The following is a 20,854-nucleotide window of genomic DNA, read 5'->3' as shown; positions in this document are numbered from 1 at the left end:
CGGGTGGCGGGAGAGATGGCGCGGAGCGGCCCGGGTGGAGCGGCCGGCGCAGCGCCGGGGCGAAGTCGGCGGCGCGGCGCGGGTGGAGCGGTCGCGCACAGTTGGCGGAGCGCCGCGCAATGCGAGTGGTCACTTAACGTTGCATAGCGCGGTTTAGTGACCACGCGGCGAGGCGCGGGTGGGCGAGCGGCGCGATCTGGGGGGCCGATTCGTCGAGCGCACACGCGGAGTGGTCGCCAAAGCACCTGTGAGGTGCTTCAGCGACCACTCGCGGAACCCGCCGCCTGCGAGGGCTAGGGGGTCGTCGTGGAGAGCGTGAACGTCAGGGTCTTGCCGTACGCGCCCGTGCGCAGCGCGTCACCCGCCCCGATGTGCTGGCGGAAGCCGATCGCGACCGAGTCGTTGCTGATCGGGCCGGCGTAGGTGAGCAGTGAGAGGCCGGCGCCGGTGACCGCGGCGTACGTGCCCGCCTTGGCCGTCGCCTGCACCGGCTCGTTCAAAGCGAACGTGCCGTTGACGAGCCGGCCCGGCGACACGGCGCTCGGGTCGCTCACCGTCAGCAGGGCGTCGCCCGCCGAGGAGATGACGTTCGCCGTCGTCGACGCCGAGTAGACGCGGTCGACGCCCGGCACGAACGCGCCGAAGCTCGCCGCGCCACCCAGCGTCAGGGCGAGAGTCGCCGGCACCGAGCCGCCGGCCGCGCCGTCGACAGGCGTATCGAGGTCGTAGACGTTGAACGTCGTCGTGCGGGTCGCGGTGTTGCCCTTGAGGTCCGTCGCGCGGGTCTCGAGCGTGTGGGCGTTCGGCGTCAGAACGCTGAACGGCGCGGTGTACGGCTTCCAGTCGCCGCCGTCGAGTCGGTATTCGAGGGTGCCGTCCTTCACGCCCACGCCCCAGCCGTCGTCGGCGGACAGGGTGATCGTCGGGTTCAGGTACCAGCCCTCGACGGGCGCGGGGGAGAGCGACGCCTTGGTCACCGGGCCGTCGACCTCGATGTCCTTCAGGGCGGCGGCGAGGTTCGGCAGCGGCCCGACCTGCCGGGTGCCGGTCTGCGCCGTGCCGGTGCGGCGGAGCAGGTCGATCATCTGCGCGCTGGTGTACGGCGTCTGCCCGGTCGCCTTCAAATAGGACTGGACGGCGGCGATCGCGCTGGTGACGATCGGCCCCGCGCCCGACGTGCCGCTGAAGGAGCGGGTGTAGCGGCGGGTGAGCATCTCCGGCGCGGTACCGCCGAACAGGTTGCCGCCGCTGCCGGTCGTGGTGATCGACTCGCCCCAGCCCTGCAGGTCGACGCGCTTGCCGTAGGAGGAGAAGTTCAGCGCGGCGTGGGTGGTCGCGCTGCCGGCACCGCCGATGATCGCGCCGGAGTCACGCACGGTGCGGTCGAAGCGCCCGAGCATGGGTGCGGAGTCCAGGTCCTCGCCGCCGTTGCCGCCGGTCTCCATGACGATGACCTTCATGTCCGAGAGCAGCTTGATGGCGTCGAAGTTCGCCTGCGTCCACTCGATCGGCACGTACTTGGTGCCGCCGCCAGGCCCGACGGTCTGCTGCTCGATCAGAACGACGTCGCCCGGCGAGAGGAACTGGGCGACGTAGGTGAGTGCGGCGGCCGTGTTGTACTGCGGGCTGCCGGTCGGTCGTGCGCGCTGGGGTGAGATGCCGCGCATCGTCGCGTCCGGCACGCCGCCGGTCACGCCGTAGCCGTTGTCTTTGGCGACCATCTCGCCGAACACCGCGGTGCCGTGCTCGTCGGCGAAGTTCGGGTATTGCGGGTACGTCGTCTTGCCGAGGTCGGTCGCGATCGGGTCGAGCTGGAGGTCCTCGTGGTTGGCGGTCCAGTAGTACTCGAGGTCGGCGATCGTCACGCCCGCGCCGCGGATGCGCGGGTCCTTGCGAGTGAAGTCGGCGTCGATGCCCTGCGGCGCCGGGCGCAGGTAGCCCTGCATCGCGGTGAAGTCGGGCGTCGGCTGCGTCTGCGGCGGCGGGGCCGCCTCGGGTGCGACGTAGGCGTCGGACACCTGGCCGGAGGCGAGCAGGTCCTTGATCGCCGCGTCGGCGTCGGTGCCCGCCGGGAGCGTCAGCGTCTGCCATGCCGCCATGTCCGGGATGACCCGTCCGGTGCGGGCGCGCGCCTTGGCGGCGAGCTTGTCCAGGTCGACATCCGGCACGAGCGGCTCGAGCACGCCCGCGCCCGCGACCGACCGCACCTTGCTCTTGCTGCCCGTGACCTTCACTTCGAGCGTCACGTTCGGCGCGACCGGCTCGACCGAGCCGTCGGAGGCGACGAGCTGGGTCGTTGCCGGGCCCAGCGCGCCCGCACGGATCAGCGCCTGCTTGTCGTAGTGGGCGACGACGCGCCCTTCGACGAGACCGGACCGGGCGGGCTTGACGCCACCGATCGAGGCGGACGGATCCGTGACCGTCACCGGCACCAGGCCGGGCGACGCGAGATTGACCGGAAGCTCGGAGGCCCCGGCTGCGGCAGCACCTGCGAGTACGACAAAACCACCGAGCGCGAGCGTCGCGACGGTTCGCTTCACGAGGTCCCCTCCCCTGTGAGTGACGTGCAATCACCACTCTCTCACCGGTCTCGCGATGTGACGAGCGCCTGCGGGCGGAAAGCGGGATCAACACATCCGACGAGTGTCAAAGACTCGAACCCGGGACCCCCTTGCCACGTCTGCCACGAGCCCCTACTGTGGTCCACCGCATGAGCGAACGACTGCGCCACGACCGATCCACCGACCTCGTCCGGAGGCCCGTCCCCGCCTGAGCGCCCCTGCTCGGACACTCGACGGCTCCGCACGAGGGCGACCCGTATGGGTCGCCCTTTTTCGTTCCTTGACAACTGAAGACAGCAGACAACACACGCCTGTAGCTCAGTGGAGAGAGCGCTGCCCTGCGACGGCAGAGGTCGCTGGTTCGAATCCAGCTGGGCGTACTTCGCCGCGGGCCGGAGGAAGCCGGTTACCGCTCTAACACGGGTGGCCCCTGGGGGCCGCTAACCCGGTCTCCATCACATGACCGCGGCGAACCCCTGCGAACACCAAGAAAGGAGGAGAACCCATGAGTTACCTGATGCGCTTCGCGCGCCGCCCGGCGCGCAACTCGGCAGGCGGCACCGCGTACGCCGTCGACGACTGGACGCGGCTGCGCCGCTTCCTCATCCTCGGCTCGGAGGGCGGCTCCTTCTACGCGGGCGAGCTGACCCTCACGCGCGAGAACGCGACCGCCGTCTGGCGCTGCGTCGAGGCCGACGGCGCCCGCGCACTGCGCGAGATCGTCGCGGTGAGCAAGGAGGGTCGCGCCGCCAAGAACGACCCGGCGATCTTCGCGCTCGCGCTGGCGGCCTCCGCCACCGAGGACGTGACCCGCCAGGCCGCGCTCGCCGCACTGCCCGACGTGTGCCGCACGGGCACGCACCTGTTCGCGTTCGCCCGCTACGTCGAGGGGTTCCGCGGCTGGGGTCGCTCGCTGCGTCGCGGGATCGCGACGTGGTACCTCGATCAGACACCGGACCAGCTCGCCCACCAGGCGGTCAAGTACCGCCGGCGCGACGGCATGACGCACCGCGACCTCCTGCGCCTGTCGCACCCGGTCGCACAGACGCCTGAGCACGCGCAGCTGTTCGAGTGGATCGTCCGCGGCGGTGAGACGGACGGACTGCCGCGCATCGTCGAGGGCTTCACCGCCGCCCAGCGCGCGAAGGACGCGCGCCAGACGGCGAAGCTGATCCGCGCCTACGACCTGCCGCGCGAGGCCGTGCTTCCGGAGTTCCTCGACAGCCAGGAGGTGTGGGCGGCGCTGCTGGAGCGGATGCCGATGACGGCGCTCATCCGCAACCTCGCCACGCTGACCCGCGTCGGCGTGATCGTGCCCGGTTCCGATGGGGCCAAGCACGCGATCGCGCAGATCGGCGACGGCGAGCGCCTGCGCAAGGCGCGCGTCCACCCGATCGCCGTGCTCGCCGCGCTGCGCACGTACGCGAGCGGCCACGGCGTGCGCGGGAAGCACACCTGGGCGCCGGTGGCGCGGGTCGTCGACGCGCTCGACGGCGCGTTCTACACGGCGTTCGGGAACGTCGAGCCGGCGGGCAAGCGCATGCTGCTCGCCCTCGACGTGTCCGGGTCGATGACGTGGGGCGACATCGCCGGCGTGCCGGGGCTGACGCCGCGCGACGCGTCGGCAGCGATGGCGCTCGTGACCGCGGCGACTGAGCCCGAGCACGAGATCGTCGGGTTCACGGACGGGCTGACGCCACTGGCGATCAGCCCGCGCCAGCGCCTCGACGATGCCATCCGCGCGGTCTCGAACCTGCCGTTCGGGGCGACGGACTGCGCGCAGCCGATGCTGTACGCGCTCGAGCACGAGCGCGAGATCGACACGTTCGTGGTCTACACGGACTCCGAGACGTGGGCGGGTTCCGTCCACCCGGTCCAGGCGCTGCGGACCTACCGCGAGCGCACTGGCATCGCGGCGCGTCTCGTCGTGGTCGGCATGGTCGCGAATGCGTTCTCGATCGCCGATCCCGAGGACCCGGGGATGCTCGACATCGTCGGGTTCGACACCGCGACGCCGGCGGTGGTCACCGGCTTCGCGGCGGGCGCGCTGTGACGCGCCTTCGGGCGTGAAGCGCGCGATGGGCGCGGGCGACTCGGCCCGTGTCGAGGGCGCGTGAAACGAGGGGGCGCGGGCTCGCGAGAGCCCGCGCCCCTCGTCGTTAACCGTCGAGTGCCGCGACGCTGAAAGACGCGCCCCACGGGTCGGTGACCGTGGCGATGCGCCCGATCCCGGGCATGTCCATCGGCTCCATGAGCATCGTGCCGCCGCGCTCGACGGCAAGGGCGGCCGAGGCGTCGGCGTCCTCGACGGCGAACGACACACCCCAGAACGCCGGCGCGCCCTCCGGCATGCCGGGCGGCGGGCCCATCAGCCCGGCGATCGCGTTCTCGCCGAGCGTGAAGAGCACGTAGTCGGAGTCGCCGAAGCGCTGGGTCTCGGTGCCGAGGCCGAAGATCAGGCCGAAGAACGCCGCCGCGTCCTCCGGGTGGGGCGTGATCAGGGTGTTCCACGCGAGGCTGACCGGCTCGTTGACGAGCTCCGCGCCCTTGTGCTGACCGGCCTGCCAACCGCCGAACGCCCCCGCTGCCGGGTGGCCGAAGAAGCCCATGCGGCCCGCGTCCATCACATCCATCGGGTCGAAGAAGGACTCGCCGCCGAACTCCTTGACGCGCTCGGCGAGCGCGTCGACGTCGTCGGTGTCGAAGTACGTCGCCCACACGACGGGCTGACCCTCGGACATGAGCGGGGAAACGCCCGCGACCTTCTTCCCGCCCGACAGGAAGAACCGGTAGCCGCCGGTCTCCTCGACCGTGCCGGTCTCTTCGGTCTCCCAGCCGAAGAGCTCGCCGTAGAAGCGGGCGGCGTCGTCGACGTCGGGCGTCGCGAGATCCACCCAGCTCGGGGTTCCCGGGGCGAACCCGTCACGTTCAGGCATACAGCTCCTCTGCGTAGGTTTTCAGGCCTGCCGCCTCGAGTGCGGCGGCGGGGGCACGGAACGTCACTTGGACCACGCCCGGGGCGCGACCGATCTCGATCGCGCCCGCGATCGTCGCGCGGTTCATGACCTCTGGGACGGTGAGATCGAGCAGCTCGGCGGCCCGGCGCAGGCCGTTGTCGGTCGCCGAATTGAGGTCAGGGCCGGTGCCGACGACGCTGATCGGCAGCGACTCCTCGATCGCGCCCAAGCCCTCGCGGGCGGCGAGCGCCTCGGCCCGGGTCTTCTCCGACGCCGTCAGCGGCTTGGCCAGGAACGGCAGGTCCTCGGCGAGCGGGAAGAGCACCGGGCCGTCGATGCTCAGGCCCTTGATCACCGTCACCTGGAGCGTGACGGTGCCGGCGACGTCCGCGGTGTGGCCGGCGATCTCGCCGTCGCCCTGCATCGCGTGCATGTCGCCCAGGTAGACGCCGCCGCCGGGGATCTTGACCGGGCAGACCAGCGTCGCGCCGGCCCGGACGGCGTCGATGTCGAGATGGCCGTCGGTCTTGTGCTGTTGGAGTTGCTGGGCGTCGAGCGCGTACCTGTGCGGCGCGCCGACCAGGAAGGCGCCGAAGTCACCCGCGTTGTGGGAGTCCGGCAGCGTGGTCGACGGCGAGGTCCCGAGCTGGCCCAGGAACGGGCGCATGCGGGTGACGAGGCCGACGATGTCGTGCGGCGCGAACGTCAGGATCGGGTTCTGGATCGAGTTGTCGGGCAGCGCCGCGGCACGCGCGGCGTCGTGCGCGAGCTCCTCGGCGCGGGCCTGGTCGACGGTCACGCCGAGCTTGCCGTCGAACGCCACCGTGTAGCCGTTGGTGAAGGTGAACGGCGTGGCGTCGGCGCCGCAGTTGGTGCAGCGCACCGCGGTCTCGCCGATGCCCTCCAGCCGCGTCTCGGGCCACTCGGTCCCGCAGCCGGGGCAGACCGGCGCGCAGTACGGGTCGCCGTTGAAGCGGCCCTCCATCGCCTGATCGTTGCCGGAGCTCGTGGCGAGGCTCGTCACCGCGATGTCCTTGATGCGGATCGCGATCGCGTCGCCGACCTCGGCGCCTTCGACGAAGACCGGCGTGCAGACCTCGTGCCCGCCGCGGATCGCGGGCGTGATCATCGGGCCCCAGCAGCCGGGCGCGGAGTTCCACACGATGTGGCCGCCGTCCGCGACGGGACCGGCCATCGCGACATCTGGCCCGAGCAGGCCGTCCGTGAAGGTGTCCACGACCACTGTTCGTCGGGATGTCGTCTCGATCGCCATCAGCGTCAACCTCCGGATATCGGTATGAGCAGCGCGACCTCCTGGCCGTCGGCCAGAACGTGATCGCGTGTGACGTGCTCGCCGGCCACGATCGGGAGCACGGAGCGCAGGGTCGAAGCGAGATCCGGCTCGTCGTCAGCGAGCCTGGTGAACAGGGCGTCGACGGTGGCGCCCTCCGGGACCTCGACGGTCTTGAAGGGCGCGGCCGAGAGCCCTGCGCCGAGGCGGACACGAATCGTCACCCTTCCGCAAGCCTAACCCCCAGGCGCGAGAAGCGCCGCGACGTGTCCGGCGTCGCCGCCGCGCGTGCGACGACCTGCCGCGTGCCCACCACGAGGGTCGCCACTTTCGCGCGGGTCATCGCCGTGTAGAGCATCTCGCGGCGCAGGAAGTACGGGCCCGCGGCCGGGTGAGCGACGACGATCGCCACCGGCAGCTCGATCCCCTGCCCCTTGTGAATCGAGCACGCGTACGCGAGTTGCAACCGCGGCGCCTCCTCCTCGGGCAGCTCGACCAGCATCCCGTCGGCGGTGACGATCAGCTTCTCGTCGCGGTGCTCGAGCAGCCGCAGCATCGTGCCGTTCATCAGCCCGAGCTCGTGCAGGTTGCGGCCGGAGAGCATCAGCTTGTCGCCGATCCGCAGCCGACCGCCGAGCACCTGCTCCCCGCGCGAGTTGAGCGCATGCCGCAGGCGCGTGTTGATCGCGTCGATGCCGAGCGCGCCGCGGTAGATCGGAGCGAAGACCTGGATGTCGGTCAGCGGGTCGACGCCGTAATGGGCGGGGAGGCGCTGCGTGACCAGCGACTCGATCTCGTCGAGCGCCTGCTGGGGATCGGTGCGCTCGATCAGGAAGAGGTCCCGCCGCAGGTTCTCGCCCGCGACGAAGCTCGGCGGCTCGCCCTTGCGAACCGCGTGCGCGCCGCGGACGATCATGCTGCCGGCCGCCTGGCGGAAGATGTGGGTGAGCTCGGCGACCGGGACGACCTTCGTGGCGACGAGCTCCGCGAACGGCTTGCCCGCGCCCACAGGCGCGAGCTGATCCGCGTCGCCGACGAGCACCACGTGCATCTCGTCGCCGACGGCGCGGAGCAGCGTGACCAGCAGCTCGAGGTTCGCCATCGAGGTCTCGTCGACGACGAGCAGGTCGGCGTCGATCTCGTCCTTGGTCGGCCCCTGGCCGGGAATCCAGCCGAGCGCGGAGTGGATCGTCGACGCGTCCATCCCGGTCGACTCGGCCATCCTGCGCGCCGCGCGGCCGGTGGGGGCGACGAGCGCGATCGACGCCCGCTGCGCCTTGGCCGCCGCGCAGATGAGCCGGATCGTCGCGGTCTTGCCGGTGCCGGGCCCGCCGGTGACGATCGAGAGCCGCGATGCGAACGCCGCCTCGACCGCGGCCCATTGCTCGGGGGCCGGGATGAGCTCGCCGGTGGCGCCGGGCGACACGCCGCCGGCGGTCGCCGGGACTGCCGGGGCGGGGCCGGGGAGGTGAGCCGGTTCGAGGACCGGTTCGGCTTCGCGCAGACGGCGGATCGTGTCGGCGAGCTCCGCCTCGAGCTTGGCGGTCGGCGGGCGATACGCCCAGAGCACGGTCGCGTCCTGCACCAGCACGATCTGTTCGGCGGCGAACATGTCCTGCAGCAGCGCGGCGTCCGGCGCTGGGCCGCCGAGGAGCTTCGCGGCTGATGTCGCCAGGTCCGGTACCGGGAGGCAGGTCGAGCCGTCGCGCTCGGCCTCGGTCAGGACGTGGATGACCGCCGCGCGGGTGCGGCCGATCGAGTCGCGCGGGACGCCCGCGGCGCGGGCGATCGTGTCGGCGATCGCGAACCCGACGCCGAACACGCTGGTCAGCTCATACGGGCGGCTGCGCACGACGTCGTGCGCGCGGTCGCCGTATTCGGCGGCGATTCGCGGGACGAGCCACGCCAGGCCGTGGGGCGCGAGCAGCAGGTGCAGGGCGCGGGTCGAGCGCAGCGCGTTCCAGGAGCGGATCGCCTCGTTGACCCGCTTGGGGTTCAGCCCGGCGATCCGGAACGCGGCCGCCGGGTCCTGGTCGATCGCGAACAGCACGTCGTCCCCGTAGCGGTCGAGCAACCGACCCGCACGGCCGAGGCCGATGTGCTTCACCCGCTTCAGATACGCGAGCAGCGCCTCCTCGCCCGACGGCGGGACCGACTCCGCCACGCGCACTTTGACCTGCATGCCGAAGCGCTTGTCGTCGGCCCAGATGCCCTCGATCCGCACCCGCTCGCGCTCCTCGAGGTGCGCCAAAGTCCCGACGAGCACGACGTCGTCGCCCCCGCGGTCCGCGTCCACGACCGCGAAGCCGGTGTCCTCGGCCGTGAAGCGCAGCCGCCGGATCACCACCTCGTCTTCGAACGCCGCCCCGGGCTCGCCATCGAACATTCCCCGCCGACCGTACAAGGCGGTCCGGGCGTACCACCCCCGAACGCGTGTTTCGGTGCACTTCCGTTGCAAAGACGCAACTGGTATAACCAGCGAAGATGACTGGTTCAACCAGTACGTTCTCGAGCCAGGTTCATGCTCGCCTGCGCGCGGACATCCTCGGCGGTCGGTACGCGCCCGGCGACGCGCTGCCCTCGGAACGCAACCTCAGCGAGGAGCTGCAGACAAGCCGGCACGTGGTGCGGGAGGCGCTCAAGCGGCTCCAGCAGGCCGGGCTCGTCGCCATCAGCCAGGGCGGCGCGACGCGGGTGCGCGACTGGCGCCACCACGGCGGACTCGAGTTGCTGCTGGAGGGCGAAGTGCCCGAGTCGCTGAATGCGGCGAGAGCCGCGATGGAGATGCGGGCGTGCATCGGCGCCGATGCCGCCCGCCGCGCCGCGCAGCGCGCCGACGCCGCCCAGCGCGCGCAGCTCGTCGCCCGCGCCGAGCAGCTCGCCGCCGTCGAGGACCTCGCCGCCCGCAACGCGCACTACGAGATCCTCTGGGATGAGATCGTCGACGGCGCCGACAACATCGCCTACCGGCTCGCGCTGACCACCCTGGTCGCGCGGCAGAAGATCGCGTCGATCGACACCGACGCGGTGAAGCGAGAGCTGACGGACGCAGAAGCGATCCGCGCGCTCGCCCGCGCGATCGCTGACGGTGAGGACGAGCAAGCACACGCGCGCGCCCGCGAGCTCCTCGAACGGTCGATCTGACGCACCATGGCCGAGGTCCTCTACTACGCGATCCCGTTCTTCGTCCTGCTGCTGATCGCCGAGTACGCCTCGTTCCGGCACCTCAAGGACGACGACGAGAGCGACCTCGTCGGCTACGACCTCAAGGACACCGGGACGTCGCTCTCGATGGGCATCGGCAACGTGATCATCAACGTGGGGTGGAAGCTCGTCGTGGTCGCGATCTACGCCGCCCTATACGAGCTCACCCCACTCCGCCTCGATCCGCACAACCCGCTGACCTGGATCGCGCTCTTCTTCGCCGACGACCTCGCCTACTACTGGTTTCACCGGGTCAGCCACGAGAGCCGCGTGTTCTGGGCGAGCCACGTGGTCCATCACTCTTCGCAGCACTTCAATCTCAGCACCGCGCTGCGGCAGACGTGGGTGCCGATGACCTATTTCCCGTTCTGGCTGCCGCTACCGCTGCTCGGCTTCCCGGTCTGGATGATCCTGCTCGCGCAGGCGTGGTCGCTGATCTACCAGTTCTGGATCCACACGGAGCGGATCACCAAGCTGCCAAAGCCGCTCGAAGCCGTCCTCAACACCCCGTCACATCACCGCGTCCACCACGGGATGAACCACCAGTACCTGGACAAGAACTACGCGGGGATCCTGATCATCTGGGACCGGCTGTTCGGGACCTACGAGCCCGAACAGGAGCGGGTCAAGTACGGCCTGACGACCCAGCTCACCACCCACCACCCGTTCAAGGTCGCGTTCCACGAGTACATCGCGCTCGCCCGCGACACACGCGACGCGCACGGCATCAAGACGAAGTTCGCGACGCTACTGAAGGGTCCGGGCTGGACCCCGCCTACTTCCGGACCTTGATCGTCATCGTCATCTCCTCGTGCAGCGTGCAGATGAGCTTGTACGTCCCCGCGACGGTGAGCTTGCGCTTGAACGAGTAGTCCGTCGACGCCGCCTCGGACTGGAACTTCTTGACGCCCTTGGGCCCGGTCTTGAGCTTGACGTCATGCACGTCACCCGCCTCGTCGTAGCCGGGCCACTTCCACGTCACCGTGGTCCCACGGTTCACCGTGACGGTTTTGGGCAGGTAGAAGTTGTCGCCGACCTTGATCGTCTTGGACGCCGCGCCGTACGCCGGCGCCACGCCCATGACCAGCAGCGTGGCGCCGATGACCAACCCTCGGATCACGAGCCGAAGACCTCCAGCGGCTCAAAGCCCGGCTTGGCCGGGTGCGGGTGCTTGTTCCAGAACTTCAGGGCGTTCTCGCCGATCCAGCCGGTCATCGCGTCCTGCGTCGGCTTGCTGAACGCGTTCGCGCCGCCGCAGCCGGCGAAGGTCGAACCGTCGGCGGGGAACATCGACGTCACGCCCGCCATCGAGAAGCAGTTGTTGGTGCCGTTGCCGTCGTAGGAGATGTCGTAGCCGTTGACGTCGGTCCCGTTGAGGCCGAACTGGTTGTTCTGGACGACGTTGTTGGCGAGCGCTCGCGCATCGGGGTTCTTGGCCAGCAGGATGCCCTCGACCGCCGCCACGCCGGTCATGAAGTTGCCGTAGATGCGGTTGTTCTCGATCCGGTTGCCGCGCCCGCCGAGCAGCAGGACGCCGGTGCCGACCGGTGCGAGCGCCGCGGTGCCCTCGGAGCGAACCGCGAACGGCGGCTTGCCCTGATGGAAATTGAAGTTGTTCCAGAAGATGTCGTTGTCGGTGATGACGTTGTCCTCGGCCGGCGGGTACTTCTCGCTGTCCAGCGCGTTCGGGACGATCCCGAGCGCGTTGTTGTAGAAGCGGCTCTTGGTGATCGTCACGTAGCGCATGTTGGTGGCGCTGAAGCCGATCGGTGAGCCCCACCCGGAGACGTTGCGCACGATCGAGCGGATCGGCTTGGCCTGTGGCGGCGTCTGCCCGATGTAGAACGCGCCGTCGTTGACGTAGTAGGCCTCGGAGTTGAGCATCGACCCACCGATGGTGTTGAACGCGTAGAGGCCGTAGACCCCGGTCTGGCGCGCGATCAGGTGGTTCATCGTGTAGCCGTTGAGGTTGGTGAAGAAGAAGCCGTTGGACTTGTAGCCGCGGGCCATGAAGCCGTCGACGGTGACCTCGTCGGCGTCGTTGACGAAGATCCCGTTCTGCATCGAGCCCTTCGCCTTCAGCAACACCTTCGACGGGTCCTTCACGTTGCCCACGAGCTTGAGGTAGCGCTTGCCGGAGCCGTTGACCTTCACGGCCTCGCGGTACGTGCCGTTCTTCACCCGCACCGTGTCGCCCGCGCGCGCCTTGTCCACGGCCTTCTGGATCGCCATGAAGTCGCACCCCGACTTGCACACGGTGTACGTCTTGTGCGGCCCCTTGGGCGCCGACTCGACCGGCCCGGGCTGCTTGGGCTCCGGGTACGTCTGGGCACGGGCGGCGGTGGCCGGCACCGCGAGCCCCACGACCAGCACGGCGAGCAACGTCTTGCGCATTGACCTCTCCCTCTCTCCTACTGCTTACTCGACCACGTACCAGCCCGCCATCCCCGCGTCCTGATGGGAGAACACGTGGCAGTGGTAGAGCCAGCGACCGGGGTTGTCCTCGACGAAGCGGGCCGTCACGGTCTCGTTCGGGCCGAACGTCGGGTTGTCGATGAAGGCACCCGCGGGATCGCGCCAGCGGTGGCCGTGGATGTGGAACGTGTGGAAGTTGGAGTCCATGCCGATCGCGTGGACCTCGACGTCCTCGCCCACGCGTGACACCAGCATCGGCGTCGAGCCCGCGTACGCGCGCCCGTTGAAGCACTGAAACGCCCGCTCCAACCCCGTCACCGGCGGCGGGAGCGTGTGAGCGAAGAGCGTGTACACGCGGTCCGGCCACTTCGCGCCGCGCGGGCGCACGACGATCGACCCGAACAGCCCGCGGAACGTGTTCAGCGTGTGGTTGGGCCCGTGGTCGTGGTACGGCCACGCACCCACCGAGTCCGGCGTGCACTCCCACTGGTAGGTGAACGACTCGCCGGGAGCGATGAACCCGCCCGCGCGCGTGAACTCGCCCATGTACGAGCCGTCGTACTCCGGGTTGTACTTGACCCCGTGCGGGTGCATGGTGACCGCCTGGCGCAGCTTGGTGTCGCCGTTGCGGAAGTGCACCACGAGCACGTCGCCGACCTCGGCGGTGAGCATCGGCCCGGGCATCGCGGCGCCGAACCGGTACTCCGCGAAGCCGGGCGTCATCTCGCGGTAGACGTACGCGGTGAACTCGTTGCGCCCGCCGGGGACCGCCTTGTCGTGCCACTCGTCGCGGCGCCCCGGCGTGATCGCCAGCCGTGCCGTCTCGGCCTGGATCCAGTACTCCTTGCGCACGCCGCCGGGCGCCGGCTGGATCGGCAGGATCGCCTGAGATAGCGCGGCGCCGCGCGGGCGACCAACCCGCGCGGCGGCCGCGTCGGCCTTCCGTAAGGAGCGGGGACCGTCGATGGTCACCGTCTCGCCGCCGATCGTGCACAGCAGGGCAGCACCGCCCGCGGCACCGAAGAACGAGCGACGAGTGCTGAGTGACCCGGACCCCATGACCGCCGGAGAATCTAGTACGGGCGTACTGCCTTCGCAAGTACGAACGTACTGGTTAGGATTCCGGCAGTGACGCGCGCAGAGGCTTCTCAGCGGGTCCGCGAGTCGATCGTCGCGGCCACCGTCGCGATCGTCGCGCGTGAGGGCGTCGGCGCCCTCACCCACCGGCGCGTGGCCGCCGAGGCCGGTGTGTCGCTTTCCTCCACCACCTGGCATTTCGCCACCAAGGCCGACATCCTCGAGGCCGCGCTGCGCTGGACCGCGGACCATGAGGTCGCCCGGATCGCGGAGATCGCCGACCGGCTCGGAGACGCCGCCTTCGACCCGCACGCCTGGGCGCAGGAACTGGCCGACTGGCTGATCGAGCAGGTGACAACCGAGCGTGACGTCGTCGTCGCGCTGTACCGCCTGCAGATCGAGCTGGCCGACTCGCCGCGCGCGAAAGAGACCCACCACAACTGGGGTCGAGGGCTGCGCGCGCTCGGCGAGCGCGTCCTCCAGGACACCCCCGAGGTCGACATCCGGTTGATCGTCTCGACGCTCGACGGCCTGCGCCTGACCGTCCTGCTCTCCGGTGAAGATCCCGCGTGGTTGCGGGACGCGGTGCGCCGGCAGCTGCAAGCCTTGCTCGGGTGACGTTCACGATCGCGACCTGGAACCTGGAGAACCTGTTTCTCCCCGGAACCGAGGCAGGACCGCCGGACCAGGCGACCTACGACACGAAGCTCGCCTCGCTGGCGGCGATGATCACGCAGATCGCGCCGGACGTGCTGGCCGCGCAGGAGGTCGGCGACGCGCAGGCGTTCGAGGACCTGCGCGCCAAGCTCGAGGGTGAGTGGCACGCCGAGCTCTCCCCCGACGCCGACGACCGCGGCATCCGTGTCGGCTTCCTCTCGCGCGAGCCGTTCACCGACGTCGAGCGGATCCGGGCGTTCCCCGCCGAGACGGACCCCGTGCGGCTCGAGGACGACGGCACGACCACGACGCAGATGGGCCGCGGCGCGCTCCGCGTCCAGGTCGCCGGCATCGACCTGATCACCACCCACCTTAAGTCCAAGCTCTTGACCTACGCCGGGCGCTTCCAGCCCAAGGACGAGGACCAGCGTGCCCGCTACGCCGGCTACGCGCTCGCCCTCCGCACCGCCGAGGCGATCACCCTGCGCGACCACGCGACGACGCTGCTCAAGGAGGGCCGCACGGTGGTCGTGCTCGGCGACCTCAACGACGAGCCGCTGGCGGCGACCACCCAGATCCTGCTCGGCCCGCCGGGCTCGGAGTTCAAGACGGGCGGGTTCGACAAGCCCGACAAGGGCGATCCGCAACGGCTGTGGAACCTCGCGCCGATGCTCCCCGAGGGCCGCGCGTTCAGCCGCATCTTCAGCGGCCGGCCCGAGCTCATCGACCACATCCTCGTCAGCCATCCACTGGCCCAAGCCCTCCAAGCGGTCGACACCGGCACGACCGACCTGCCGTCGATCACCGGCCCCCGACCCGCCTCCGACGGCTCCGACCACGCGCCCGTCTTCGCCCGCTTCGACCTGGACTAGTAGAAGACGTAGCGAAAGCGCGTGCCGTCGCAGTACCGGCGCAGCTTCAACCCCATCGTGGAGCCGTGCGAGCGGTTCTCCGAGCTCGGCACGTACGCGACGTCGGCGCGGAAGGAGCCGCGGGCGACCGCGGGCGGGTACTCGTCGCGATCCATCCCCGGGCGGGTGGCGACACCGCGCAGCAGCCGGTCACGGCGCGTGTCCGCGCCCGCCCGGTGCACGGTCAGCACCTTGGGCCAGCCCTCGCGGATCGCGGCCAAGTAGTGGCGGCGGATGTTCGGGTACTTGGTCTTGGAGAAGGAGATGTTCACGACGCCCGCTGGGGTGACGCACGAACGCGCCGCGACCGCCGGTGTCGGCGTGACCGTCGGCGGTTCCGCCACGACCGTGAGGTCGGAGCACCCGGCGGCGACGACCGCCAACCAGCAAAGGAGCAAGATCCGGAGCATCGGCGCCCGCATCTCACCAGACAAAGTTGATGTGTCCTTCAGGACTTGGTGGCAATCTGCAACTCATGAGCAAGCTCGAGTACATCCCGACCCGCACTGCCGACGGCACGCTTGTGCTGCGGGCCGTGTTCATCGGGCCCTGGCAGCGTCTGCGCCGCTGGCTCAAGGCTTAGGAGCCCTAGGGCGCAAGCCCAGCAGCAAGCGCTCCACGGTGGCGGGGACGATCTCGTCCAGGGCGGCGGCGTCGAGCATGCCGTTGTTGACCATCGCCGCCAGCCCGTGCAGCGTCGCGACGGCGACGGTTCCGACCTCCTCGAGGTCGCCCGCGACCACCTCGCCCGCCGCCTGGCCCTCGGCGATCAGGGCCAGCGGCGCGCGAAACGCCTGATCGGAGGCGACGCGCACCGCCTCGAGGCGGTGCTTGCCCGCCCACATGAGGTCCAAAAGCGCCGCGTGCTCGACCGCGAAGGCGACGTAGGCCCGCGCGAACCCCAGCAGCCGCGCCGAGAAGTCCCCCTCGGCGATCGCGTCGCGCAACTCGTCCCCGAGCCGGACGAACCCGTCCTCCGCCAGGGCGTCCAGCAGCGCCTGCTTGTCCGGGAAGTGCCGGCGCGGCGCCGCGTGGCTCACACCCACCTGGCGCGCCAGCTCGCGCATCGATAGATCCTCCCCCGCCGCCAGGGCGCTCTCGGCGGCCGCGAGCAGCGCCGGGCGCAGGTTGCCGTGGTGGTAGGTGCGGGCGGACGTCGTCAAGGCACCGACGATCTTACATGTTGTCGTTGACATCATTGTTGTCATCGTCTACTTTGAATCGCATGACCTCCTCCTGGACCCCGCAAGACATCCCCGACCAGACCGGCCGCACCTTCGTCATCACCGGCGCCAACAGCGGCATCGGGCTCGGCGCCGCGAAGGCGCTCGCGGCCAAGGGCGCGCACGTCGTCCTCGCGGTCCGCAACACCGCCAAGGGCGAGGAGGCGGCGCGGACGATCGGCGGCGAGACCGAGGTCCGCCCGCTCGACCTCGCCGATCTCGCCTCCGTCCGGGCCTTCGCCGAAGCCACCCACACAGACGTCGACGTCCTGATCAACAACGCCGGCGTGATGAACGTGCCGCTGCAGCACACCGCGGACGGGTTCGAGATGCAGATCGGCACCAACCACCTCGGGCATTTCGCGCTGACCAACCTGCTGCTGCCGCACATCAAGGACCGCGTCGTCACCGTCGCCTCCGGCTCGCACCGCTACGGCAAGATCCGCCTCGATGACCTCAATTGGGAGCAGGGCTACAAGCGCCACCTCGCCTACGGGCAGGCGAAGTTGGCCAACCTGCTGTTCATGGCCGAGCTCCAGCGGCGCCTCGACGAGGCCGGCTCGAGCGTGCGCTCGGTCGGCGCCCACCCCGGCTGGGCCTCGACCAACCTCCAGTCGCGCTCCGGCAACCGGATCGAGGACACGCTGATGGGCATCGGCAACCGCCTGTTCGCGCAGACCGGCGACATGGGCGCCGAGCCGACCCTCTTCGCCGCCACCGCCGACATCCCGGGCAACAGCTACGCCGGACCGGACGGGCGCTTCGAGATGCGCGGGCACCCGACGCTCGTCTCGCGCAGCACGGCCGCGACCGACGAGGAGACCGCTCGCAAGCTGTGGGTCCTCTCGGAGAACCTCACAGGCGTGAGTTTCCGCGGAACGGTCCCAGTAGTTTAAGGCGCCGTGACCGCAGAGGACCTGTGAGCGAGTGAGACTCGGGCGGTCGGCTGCACATGTATCCGGCGCTGCGCTCCTCCTGGTGCTTGCGGTCCTCGTCGCCGCCGCTGTCCTCGGGTTCGAGCACGAGAACGCGCGCGGCACCCTGAACCAGTCCTCCACGTGGCGCGAGCTGCTCTCCACGGCGCGCGGGAACGCCACGCTCGCGACGCTGCGGGCCAACCAAGGCCGGCCACGCGACGCGGCCGTCGCCGGGGACCGCGCCACGACCGCCTGCCGGCGCTTCCTCGCCGACGCCCGGGAAGGCGCCCTGCGAACGAGCGTGCGGCGCTTCTGCACGGACGTCGACGTGGTGCTGCGCGAGCCGCGCAACGACGCCGCGCTGATCGCGATGTTCGCCGACCGCGACGTCGCGTTGCGGGAGATCGAGCAGGCGCGCCGCGACGACGAGCGCTTCCTCCTGCGGCTCGAGATCGGCCTCGGCGCGCTCCTGCTCGCGCTGTCGATCGCCGCCGGCCTCGGGCTGCGGCGATCGCGGATCCAGTTGCGCGACCTCGCGCACCAGAACGAGGCGATCCTCGACTCGGTCGCCGACGGCATCGTCACCGTCGACCGTGACGGCAAGACCGTCTTCGCCAACGCCGCCGCGAAGCGCGCCGGGGGCGAGGAGCGGGCCGGCGAGTCCGCCGCGCCGCCGGGCTCGCCCGCCTTCCAGACGCTCGCCGACGGCAAGCGCCGGGAGGGCCACGCCCACCCCAGCCGGCGCCCGGACGGCACCCAGGCGCTCGTCGACTACACCGTCACGCCGTTGCGCGAAGGCGAGCGGATCGCCGGCGCGACGATCATCTTCCGCGACGTCTCAGAGCGCGCGCGGCGGGAGCGCCGGACCGAGGCCGAGCACGCCGCCGGGCGCGTCCTGGCCGAGGCGACGAGCATCTCCGACGCCGCCGAGCGGCTCAGCCACGCGGTCTGCGAGGCGCTGGGCTGGAGCTTCGGCGCGGTCTGGCTGCTCGACGGCAGCGTCCTGCGGATGACCTCGATGTGGTCGCCCGACCCCGACCTGCTGGACGCGATCCGCGAGGCGGGCGGCGACCGGAAGGCGTTCGGGCGCGGCGAGGGCTTCGTCGGAACCGCCTGGTCCGAGCGCGCACCGGTCTGGATCGGCGACCTCGGCGGCGACGAGCGGCCGGCCGACTCGACGGTGATCCGCCGCCGCGCCCTTCGCGTCGGGCTCGCGGTCCCGATCCTCAGCGACGGCCGCTGCCTCGGGGCGCTCGAGTTCGTCGACAGCGTCAAGCACGAGCGCGACCTCGACTTCGAGAGCACGATGACCTCGATCGCCGGGTTCCTCGGCCAGTTCATCGAGCGCCGCCGCGCCGAGCAGGAGCTGGTGATCGCGCGCGACGAGGCGCTCGAGGCGGCGCGGTTGAAGTCCGAGTTCGTCGCGAACGTCAGCCACGAGATCCGCACGCCGATGAACGGCGTCCTCGGGATGACGGATCTGCTGCTGGACACCGCCCTCGACGCCGAGCAGCGCAGCTTCGCCGAGACCGTCCGCACGTCCGGCGACGCGCTGCTGTCGATCATCGACGACATCCTGGACTTCTCGAAGATCGAGGCCGGACGGCTCGAGCTCGACCCGACGGACTTCGACTTCCGCGATGCCGTCGCGGACGTCATGGAGATGCTCGCGAGCCGCGCGCACGAGCGCCGGCTCGAGCTCGTCACCCGCATCGCCGACGACGTGCCCGCCACGGTCCACGGCGACGACGGGCGGCTGCGCCAGATCCTCACGAACCTCATCGGCAACGCCGTGAAGTTCACGCACGAGGGTGAAATCCTCGTTGCGGTCCGTTGGGAGCGCGCCAAGTTGCGCTTCGAGATCCACGACACCGGCATCGGCATCGACCCGGAGCAGCTCAGCCGCCTGTTCGAGGCGTTCTCGCAGGCCGACAGCTCCACCACGCGCCGCTACGGCGGCACCGGGCTCGGGCTGGCGATCAGCCGCCAGCTCGTCGAGATGATGGGCGGCGAGATCGGCGCCGAGAGCGCGCTCGAGCGCGGGAGCCTGTTCTGGTTCACCGTCGACGTCCGCGCGGCGGTGGTCAAGCCGCCCGCCCCGCCGCGCGACCTCGAAGGCCTGTGCGTGCTCGTCGTCGACGACAACGCGACCAATCGCGAGATCCTCGAGCGGCGGCTCGCGTCGTGGCGCATGAGCTGCGAGGTCGCGTCCGGCGGCGAGGAAGGGCTCGAGCGCATCCGCCTCCGCGAGGCCGAAGGCCGGCCGTACGACCTCGTCCTGCTCGACCAGCACATGCCCGGGCTGGACGGCACCGGCGTCGTGCGCGCGCTGGCGGGCGCGGGCCCGCGGGTGATCCTGCTCTCGTCCGCCGGCCGGACCCGCGGCGGGGCGGGCGTGAGCGCAACGCTCGCCAAGCCGGTCCGCGATTCACGGCTCTACGACGCGATCGCCACGGCGATGAGCGGCGGCGCGCCGCCGCGGCAGGAACCCCAGACCGTGGCGGCCTCGCGCGGGCGCGGCGCATCGATCCTCCTCGCCGAGGACAATGCGACCAATCAAGCGGTCGCCGTCAACATCCTGCGCCGTCGCGGCTACCGCGTGGAGGTGGTCGCCCATGGGGCCGAGGCCGTCGACGCCGTACGTCGCGAGACGTACGCCGCGGTGCTGATGGACTGCCAGATGCCCGTGCTCGACGGCTACGCCGCGACCGCTGAGATCCGCCGCCTGGAGGGCGCGGCGGGGCGGACGCCGATCATCGCCATGACCGCCCACGCGATGGAGGGCGACCGCGAGCGCTGCATCGCCGCGGGGATGGACGACTACGTCTCAAAGCCCTTGCACGCCGACGATCTCGACGCGGTGCTGCAGCGCTGGATCGCCGCGACCGAGCCGACCGTAATGGACCGCTCGATCCTCAAATCGCTCGCCCGCGACGTCGGGGACGAGGCGATCGTCGACGAGATCTGCGAGCTGTTCCTGTCCGAGACCGGCCCGCGCGTCGCGGCGCTGAAGGCCGCCGCGGCGGAGGCGGACCTGGCGCGCCTGCGCACCGACGCGCACACGCTCAAGGGCAGCGCGGCGAATGTCGGGGCGGTCATGGTCGCCGGTGCCGCCTCCGAGATCGAGCGGCTCGCGGGCGCCGGAGACCTCGACGCGGCCGCTCTCTGGCTGACACGCCTGACCGATGCCGTGGAATTGACTCACGCCGCACTGGGCAAAACACCTGCATGAGGATCCTGGTCGCCGAGGACGACGCCGTCTCCCGCCGCGTGCTCGAGGCCGTGCTCGAGCGCATGGGTCACGAGTGCGACGTCACCGAGGACGGTGACCAGGCCTGGGCGCAACTCGCCCAAGGCGTCCCGGACGTCCTGATCACCGACTGGATGATGCCCGGGCTGGCGGGGCCGGATCTGTGCCGCAAGGTGCGCGAGGTCCACGGCGAGTCCTGTTACGTGATCATGCTCACGGCACTGTCCGGCGAGGCCCATGTGCGCGCCGCGATGGACGCCGGAGCGGACGACTTTCTCACGAAGCCGCTGGATCGCAACCAGCTGGCGATGCGCCTCGCCGTGGCCGAGCGCCTGCACGCGTTGCGCGCTCGTGTACTCGAGCTCGAGGCGCGTTGACCTCATCGCGCTCG

Annotated in this window: 18 protein-coding genes and 1 tRNA gene; 9 read left to right on the top strand and 10 right to left on the bottom strand. The window is 70.6% G+C overall.

The genetic code is table 11. The features are described from left to right. Positions 1-293: 293 nt before the first annotated feature. The gene (locus OM076_RS09835; RefSeq protein WP_270039491.1) at positions 294-2,540 is read right to left on the bottom strand and encodes an OmpL47-type beta-barrel domain-containing protein; all 2,247 of its coding nucleotides are present in this window, start codon (positions 2,538-2,540) and stop codon (positions 294-296) included. 328 nt (positions 2,541-2,868) lie between these two features. Between OM076_RS09835 and OM076_RS09830 the strand changes: the two genes are divergently transcribed. Further along, positions 2,869-2,941 (top strand) — tRNA-Arg (locus OM076_RS09830). A gap of 125 nt (positions 2,942-3,066) precedes the next feature. Continuing rightward, entirely contained in the window at positions 3,067-4,614 is a 1,548-nt protein-coding gene (locus OM076_RS09825) for a TROVE domain-containing protein (protein WP_270039490.1), read from the top strand. Positions 4,615-4,720: 106 nt separating this feature from the next. On the opposite strand, the gene OM076_RS09820 is transcribed toward OM076_RS09825, so the two are convergent. From OM076_RS09820 to recD2, 4 genes are read right to left on the bottom strand one after another with little or no spacing between them, the layout of a single operon-like run. Continuing rightward, on the bottom strand, positions 4,721-5,497 hold the full coding sequence (locus OM076_RS09820) for a VOC family protein (RefSeq protein ID WP_270039489.1): 777 nt from the start codon (positions 5,495-5,497) through the stop codon (positions 4,721-4,723). Beyond that, positions 5,490-6,791: an acetamidase/formamidase family protein gene (locus OM076_RS09815; RefSeq protein WP_372518014.1), complete on the bottom strand. Its 1,302-nt coding sequence runs from the start codon at positions 6,789-6,791 to the stop codon at positions 5,490-5,492. Before OM076_RS09815 ends, OM076_RS09820 begins: the two co-directional genes overlap by 8 nt. 5 nt (positions 6,792-6,796) lie before the next feature. Further along, positions 6,797-7,033 (bottom strand): MoaD/ThiS family protein, encoded by a 237-nt coding sequence (locus OM076_RS09810; RefSeq protein WP_270039486.1) that lies wholly within the window; start codon positions 7,031-7,033, stop codon positions 6,797-6,799. After that, entirely contained in the window at positions 7,030-9,195 is a 2,166-nt protein-coding gene (gene recD2, locus OM076_RS09805) for an SF1B family DNA helicase RecD2 (protein ID WP_270039484.1), read from the bottom strand. The genes OM076_RS09810 and recD2 overlap by 4 nt, the downstream gene beginning before the upstream one ends. A gap of 98 nt (positions 9,196-9,293) precedes the next feature. Here recD2 and OM076_RS09800 point away from each other — a divergent pair, with 98 nt between their 5' ends. Then, positions 9,294-9,953 carry a winged helix-turn-helix domain-containing protein gene (locus tag OM076_RS09800; RefSeq protein WP_270039483.1) on the top strand — a complete coding sequence of 220 codons (660 nt, stop codon included), beginning with the start codon at positions 9,294-9,296 and terminating at the stop codon, positions 9,951-9,953. A gap of 6 nt (positions 9,954-9,959) precedes the next feature. Further along, positions 9,960-10,805 carry a sterol desaturase family protein gene (locus tag OM076_RS09795; protein WP_270039481.1) on the top strand — a complete coding sequence of 282 codons (846 nt, stop codon included), beginning with the start codon at positions 9,960-9,962 and terminating at the stop codon, positions 10,803-10,805. Here OM076_RS09795 and OM076_RS09790 read toward each other — a convergent pair. From OM076_RS09790 to OM076_RS09780, 3 genes are read right to left on the bottom strand one after another with little or no spacing between them, the layout of a single operon-like run. Further along, positions 10,789-11,133 (bottom strand): cupredoxin domain-containing protein, encoded by a 345-nt coding sequence (locus tag OM076_RS09790; RefSeq protein ID WP_270039479.1) that lies wholly within the window; start codon positions 11,131-11,133, stop codon positions 10,789-10,791. The two genes, OM076_RS09795 and OM076_RS09790, sit on opposite strands and share 17 nt — an antisense overlap. Then, on the bottom strand, positions 11,130-12,407 hold the full coding sequence (locus tag OM076_RS09785; protein WP_270039477.1) for a right-handed parallel beta-helix repeat-containing protein: 1,278 nt from the start codon (positions 12,405-12,407) through the stop codon (positions 11,130-11,132). The genes OM076_RS09790 and OM076_RS09785 overlap by 4 nt, the downstream gene beginning before the upstream one ends. 24 nt (positions 12,408-12,431) lie before the next feature. Next, positions 12,432-13,487: a multicopper oxidase domain-containing protein gene (locus OM076_RS09780; RefSeq protein WP_270039475.1), complete on the bottom strand. Its 1,056-nt coding sequence runs from the start codon at positions 13,485-13,487 to the stop codon at positions 12,432-12,434. 69 nt (positions 13,488-13,556) lie between these two features. Here OM076_RS09780 and OM076_RS09775 point away from each other — a divergent pair, with 69 nt between their 5' ends. After that, complete coding sequence (locus OM076_RS09775) at positions 13,557-14,123, top strand: TetR/AcrR family transcriptional regulator (protein ID WP_270039473.1); 567 nt, start codon at positions 13,557-13,559, stop codon at positions 14,121-14,123. Next, entirely contained in the window at positions 14,120-15,034 is a 915-nt protein-coding gene (locus OM076_RS09770; protein WP_270039472.1) for an endonuclease/exonuclease/phosphatase family protein, read from the top strand. The genes OM076_RS09775 and OM076_RS09770 overlap by 4 nt, the downstream gene beginning before the upstream one ends. Here the strand turns inward: OM076_RS09770 and OM076_RS09765 are convergent. Further along, complete coding sequence (locus OM076_RS09765) at positions 15,031-15,483, bottom strand: NucA/NucB deoxyribonuclease domain-containing protein (protein WP_270039471.1); 453 nt, start codon at positions 15,481-15,483, stop codon at positions 15,031-15,033. The two genes, OM076_RS09770 and OM076_RS09765, sit on opposite strands and share 4 nt — an antisense overlap. 162 nt (positions 15,484-15,645) lie before the next feature. Further along, the gene (locus OM076_RS09760; RefSeq protein ID WP_270039470.1) at positions 15,646-16,236 is read right to left on the bottom strand and encodes a TetR/AcrR family transcriptional regulator; all 591 of its coding nucleotides are present in this window, start codon (positions 16,234-16,236) and stop codon (positions 15,646-15,648) included. 62 nt (positions 16,237-16,298) lie between these two features. On the opposite strand from OM076_RS09760, the gene OM076_RS09755 reads away from it, so the two are divergent. From OM076_RS09755 to OM076_RS09745, 3 genes are all read left to right on the top strand, one after another. Then, a complete protein-coding gene (locus OM076_RS09755) occupies positions 16,299-17,192 on the top strand; it encodes an oxidoreductase (RefSeq protein WP_270039468.1) in 894 nt (297 codons plus the stop codon). 82 nt (positions 17,193-17,274) lie between these two features. After that, entirely contained in the window at positions 17,275-20,445 is a 3,171-nt protein-coding gene (locus OM076_RS09750) for a response regulator (protein ID WP_270039466.1), read from the top strand. Next, positions 20,442-20,840, top strand: coding sequence for a response regulator transcription factor (locus tag OM076_RS09745; protein WP_270039465.1), 399 nt, complete (start codon positions 20,442-20,444; stop codon positions 20,838-20,840). The genes OM076_RS09750 and OM076_RS09745 overlap by 4 nt, the downstream gene beginning before the upstream one ends. Positions 20,841-20,854: the final 14 nt, after the last annotated feature.

Source organism: Solirubrobacter ginsenosidimutans (genome assembly GCF_027587205.1).
This window is presented reverse-complemented; position numbering and strand designations above follow the sequence as displayed.

Coding starts and splice junctions, on each gene's coding strand:
- OM076_RS09825 (WP_270039490.1), top strand. CDS start 3,067: ATGAGTTACCTGATGCGCTTCGCGCGCCGCCCGGCGCGCAACTCGGCA.
- OM076_RS09820 (WP_270039489.1), bottom strand. CDS start 5,497: ATGCCTGAACGTGACGGGTTCGCCCCGGGAACCCCGAGCTGGGTGGAT.
- OM076_RS09815 (WP_372518014.1), bottom strand. CDS start 6,791: ATGGCGATCGAGACGACATCCCGACGAACAGTGGTCGTGGACACCTTC.
- recD2 (WP_270039484.1), bottom strand. CDS start 9,195: ATGTTCGATGGCGAGCCCGGGGCGGCGTTCGAAGACGAGGTGGTGATC.
- OM076_RS09800 (WP_270039483.1), top strand. CDS start 9,294: ATGACTGGTTCAACCAGTACGTTCTCGAGCCAGGTTCATGCTCGCCTG.
- OM076_RS09795 (WP_270039481.1), top strand. CDS start 9,960: ATGGCCGAGGTCCTCTACTACGCGATCCCGTTCTTCGTCCTGCTGCTG.
- OM076_RS09785 (WP_270039477.1), bottom strand. CDS start 12,407: ATGCGCAAGACGTTGCTCGCCGTGCTGGTCGTGGGGCTCGCGGTGCCG.
- OM076_RS09780 (WP_270039475.1), bottom strand. CDS start 13,487: ATGGGGTCCGGGTCACTCAGCACTCGTCGCTCGTTCTTCGGTGCCGCG.
- OM076_RS09765 (WP_270039471.1), bottom strand. CDS start 15,483: ATGCTCCGGATCTTGCTCCTTTGCTGGTTGGCGGTCGTCGCCGCCGGG.
- OM076_RS09755 (WP_270039468.1), top strand. CDS start 16,299: ATGACCTCCTCCTGGACCCCGCAAGACATCCCCGACCAGACCGGCCGC.
- OM076_RS09745 (WP_270039465.1), top strand. CDS start 20,442: ATGAGGATCCTGGTCGCCGAGGACGACGCCGTCTCCCGCCGCGTGCTC.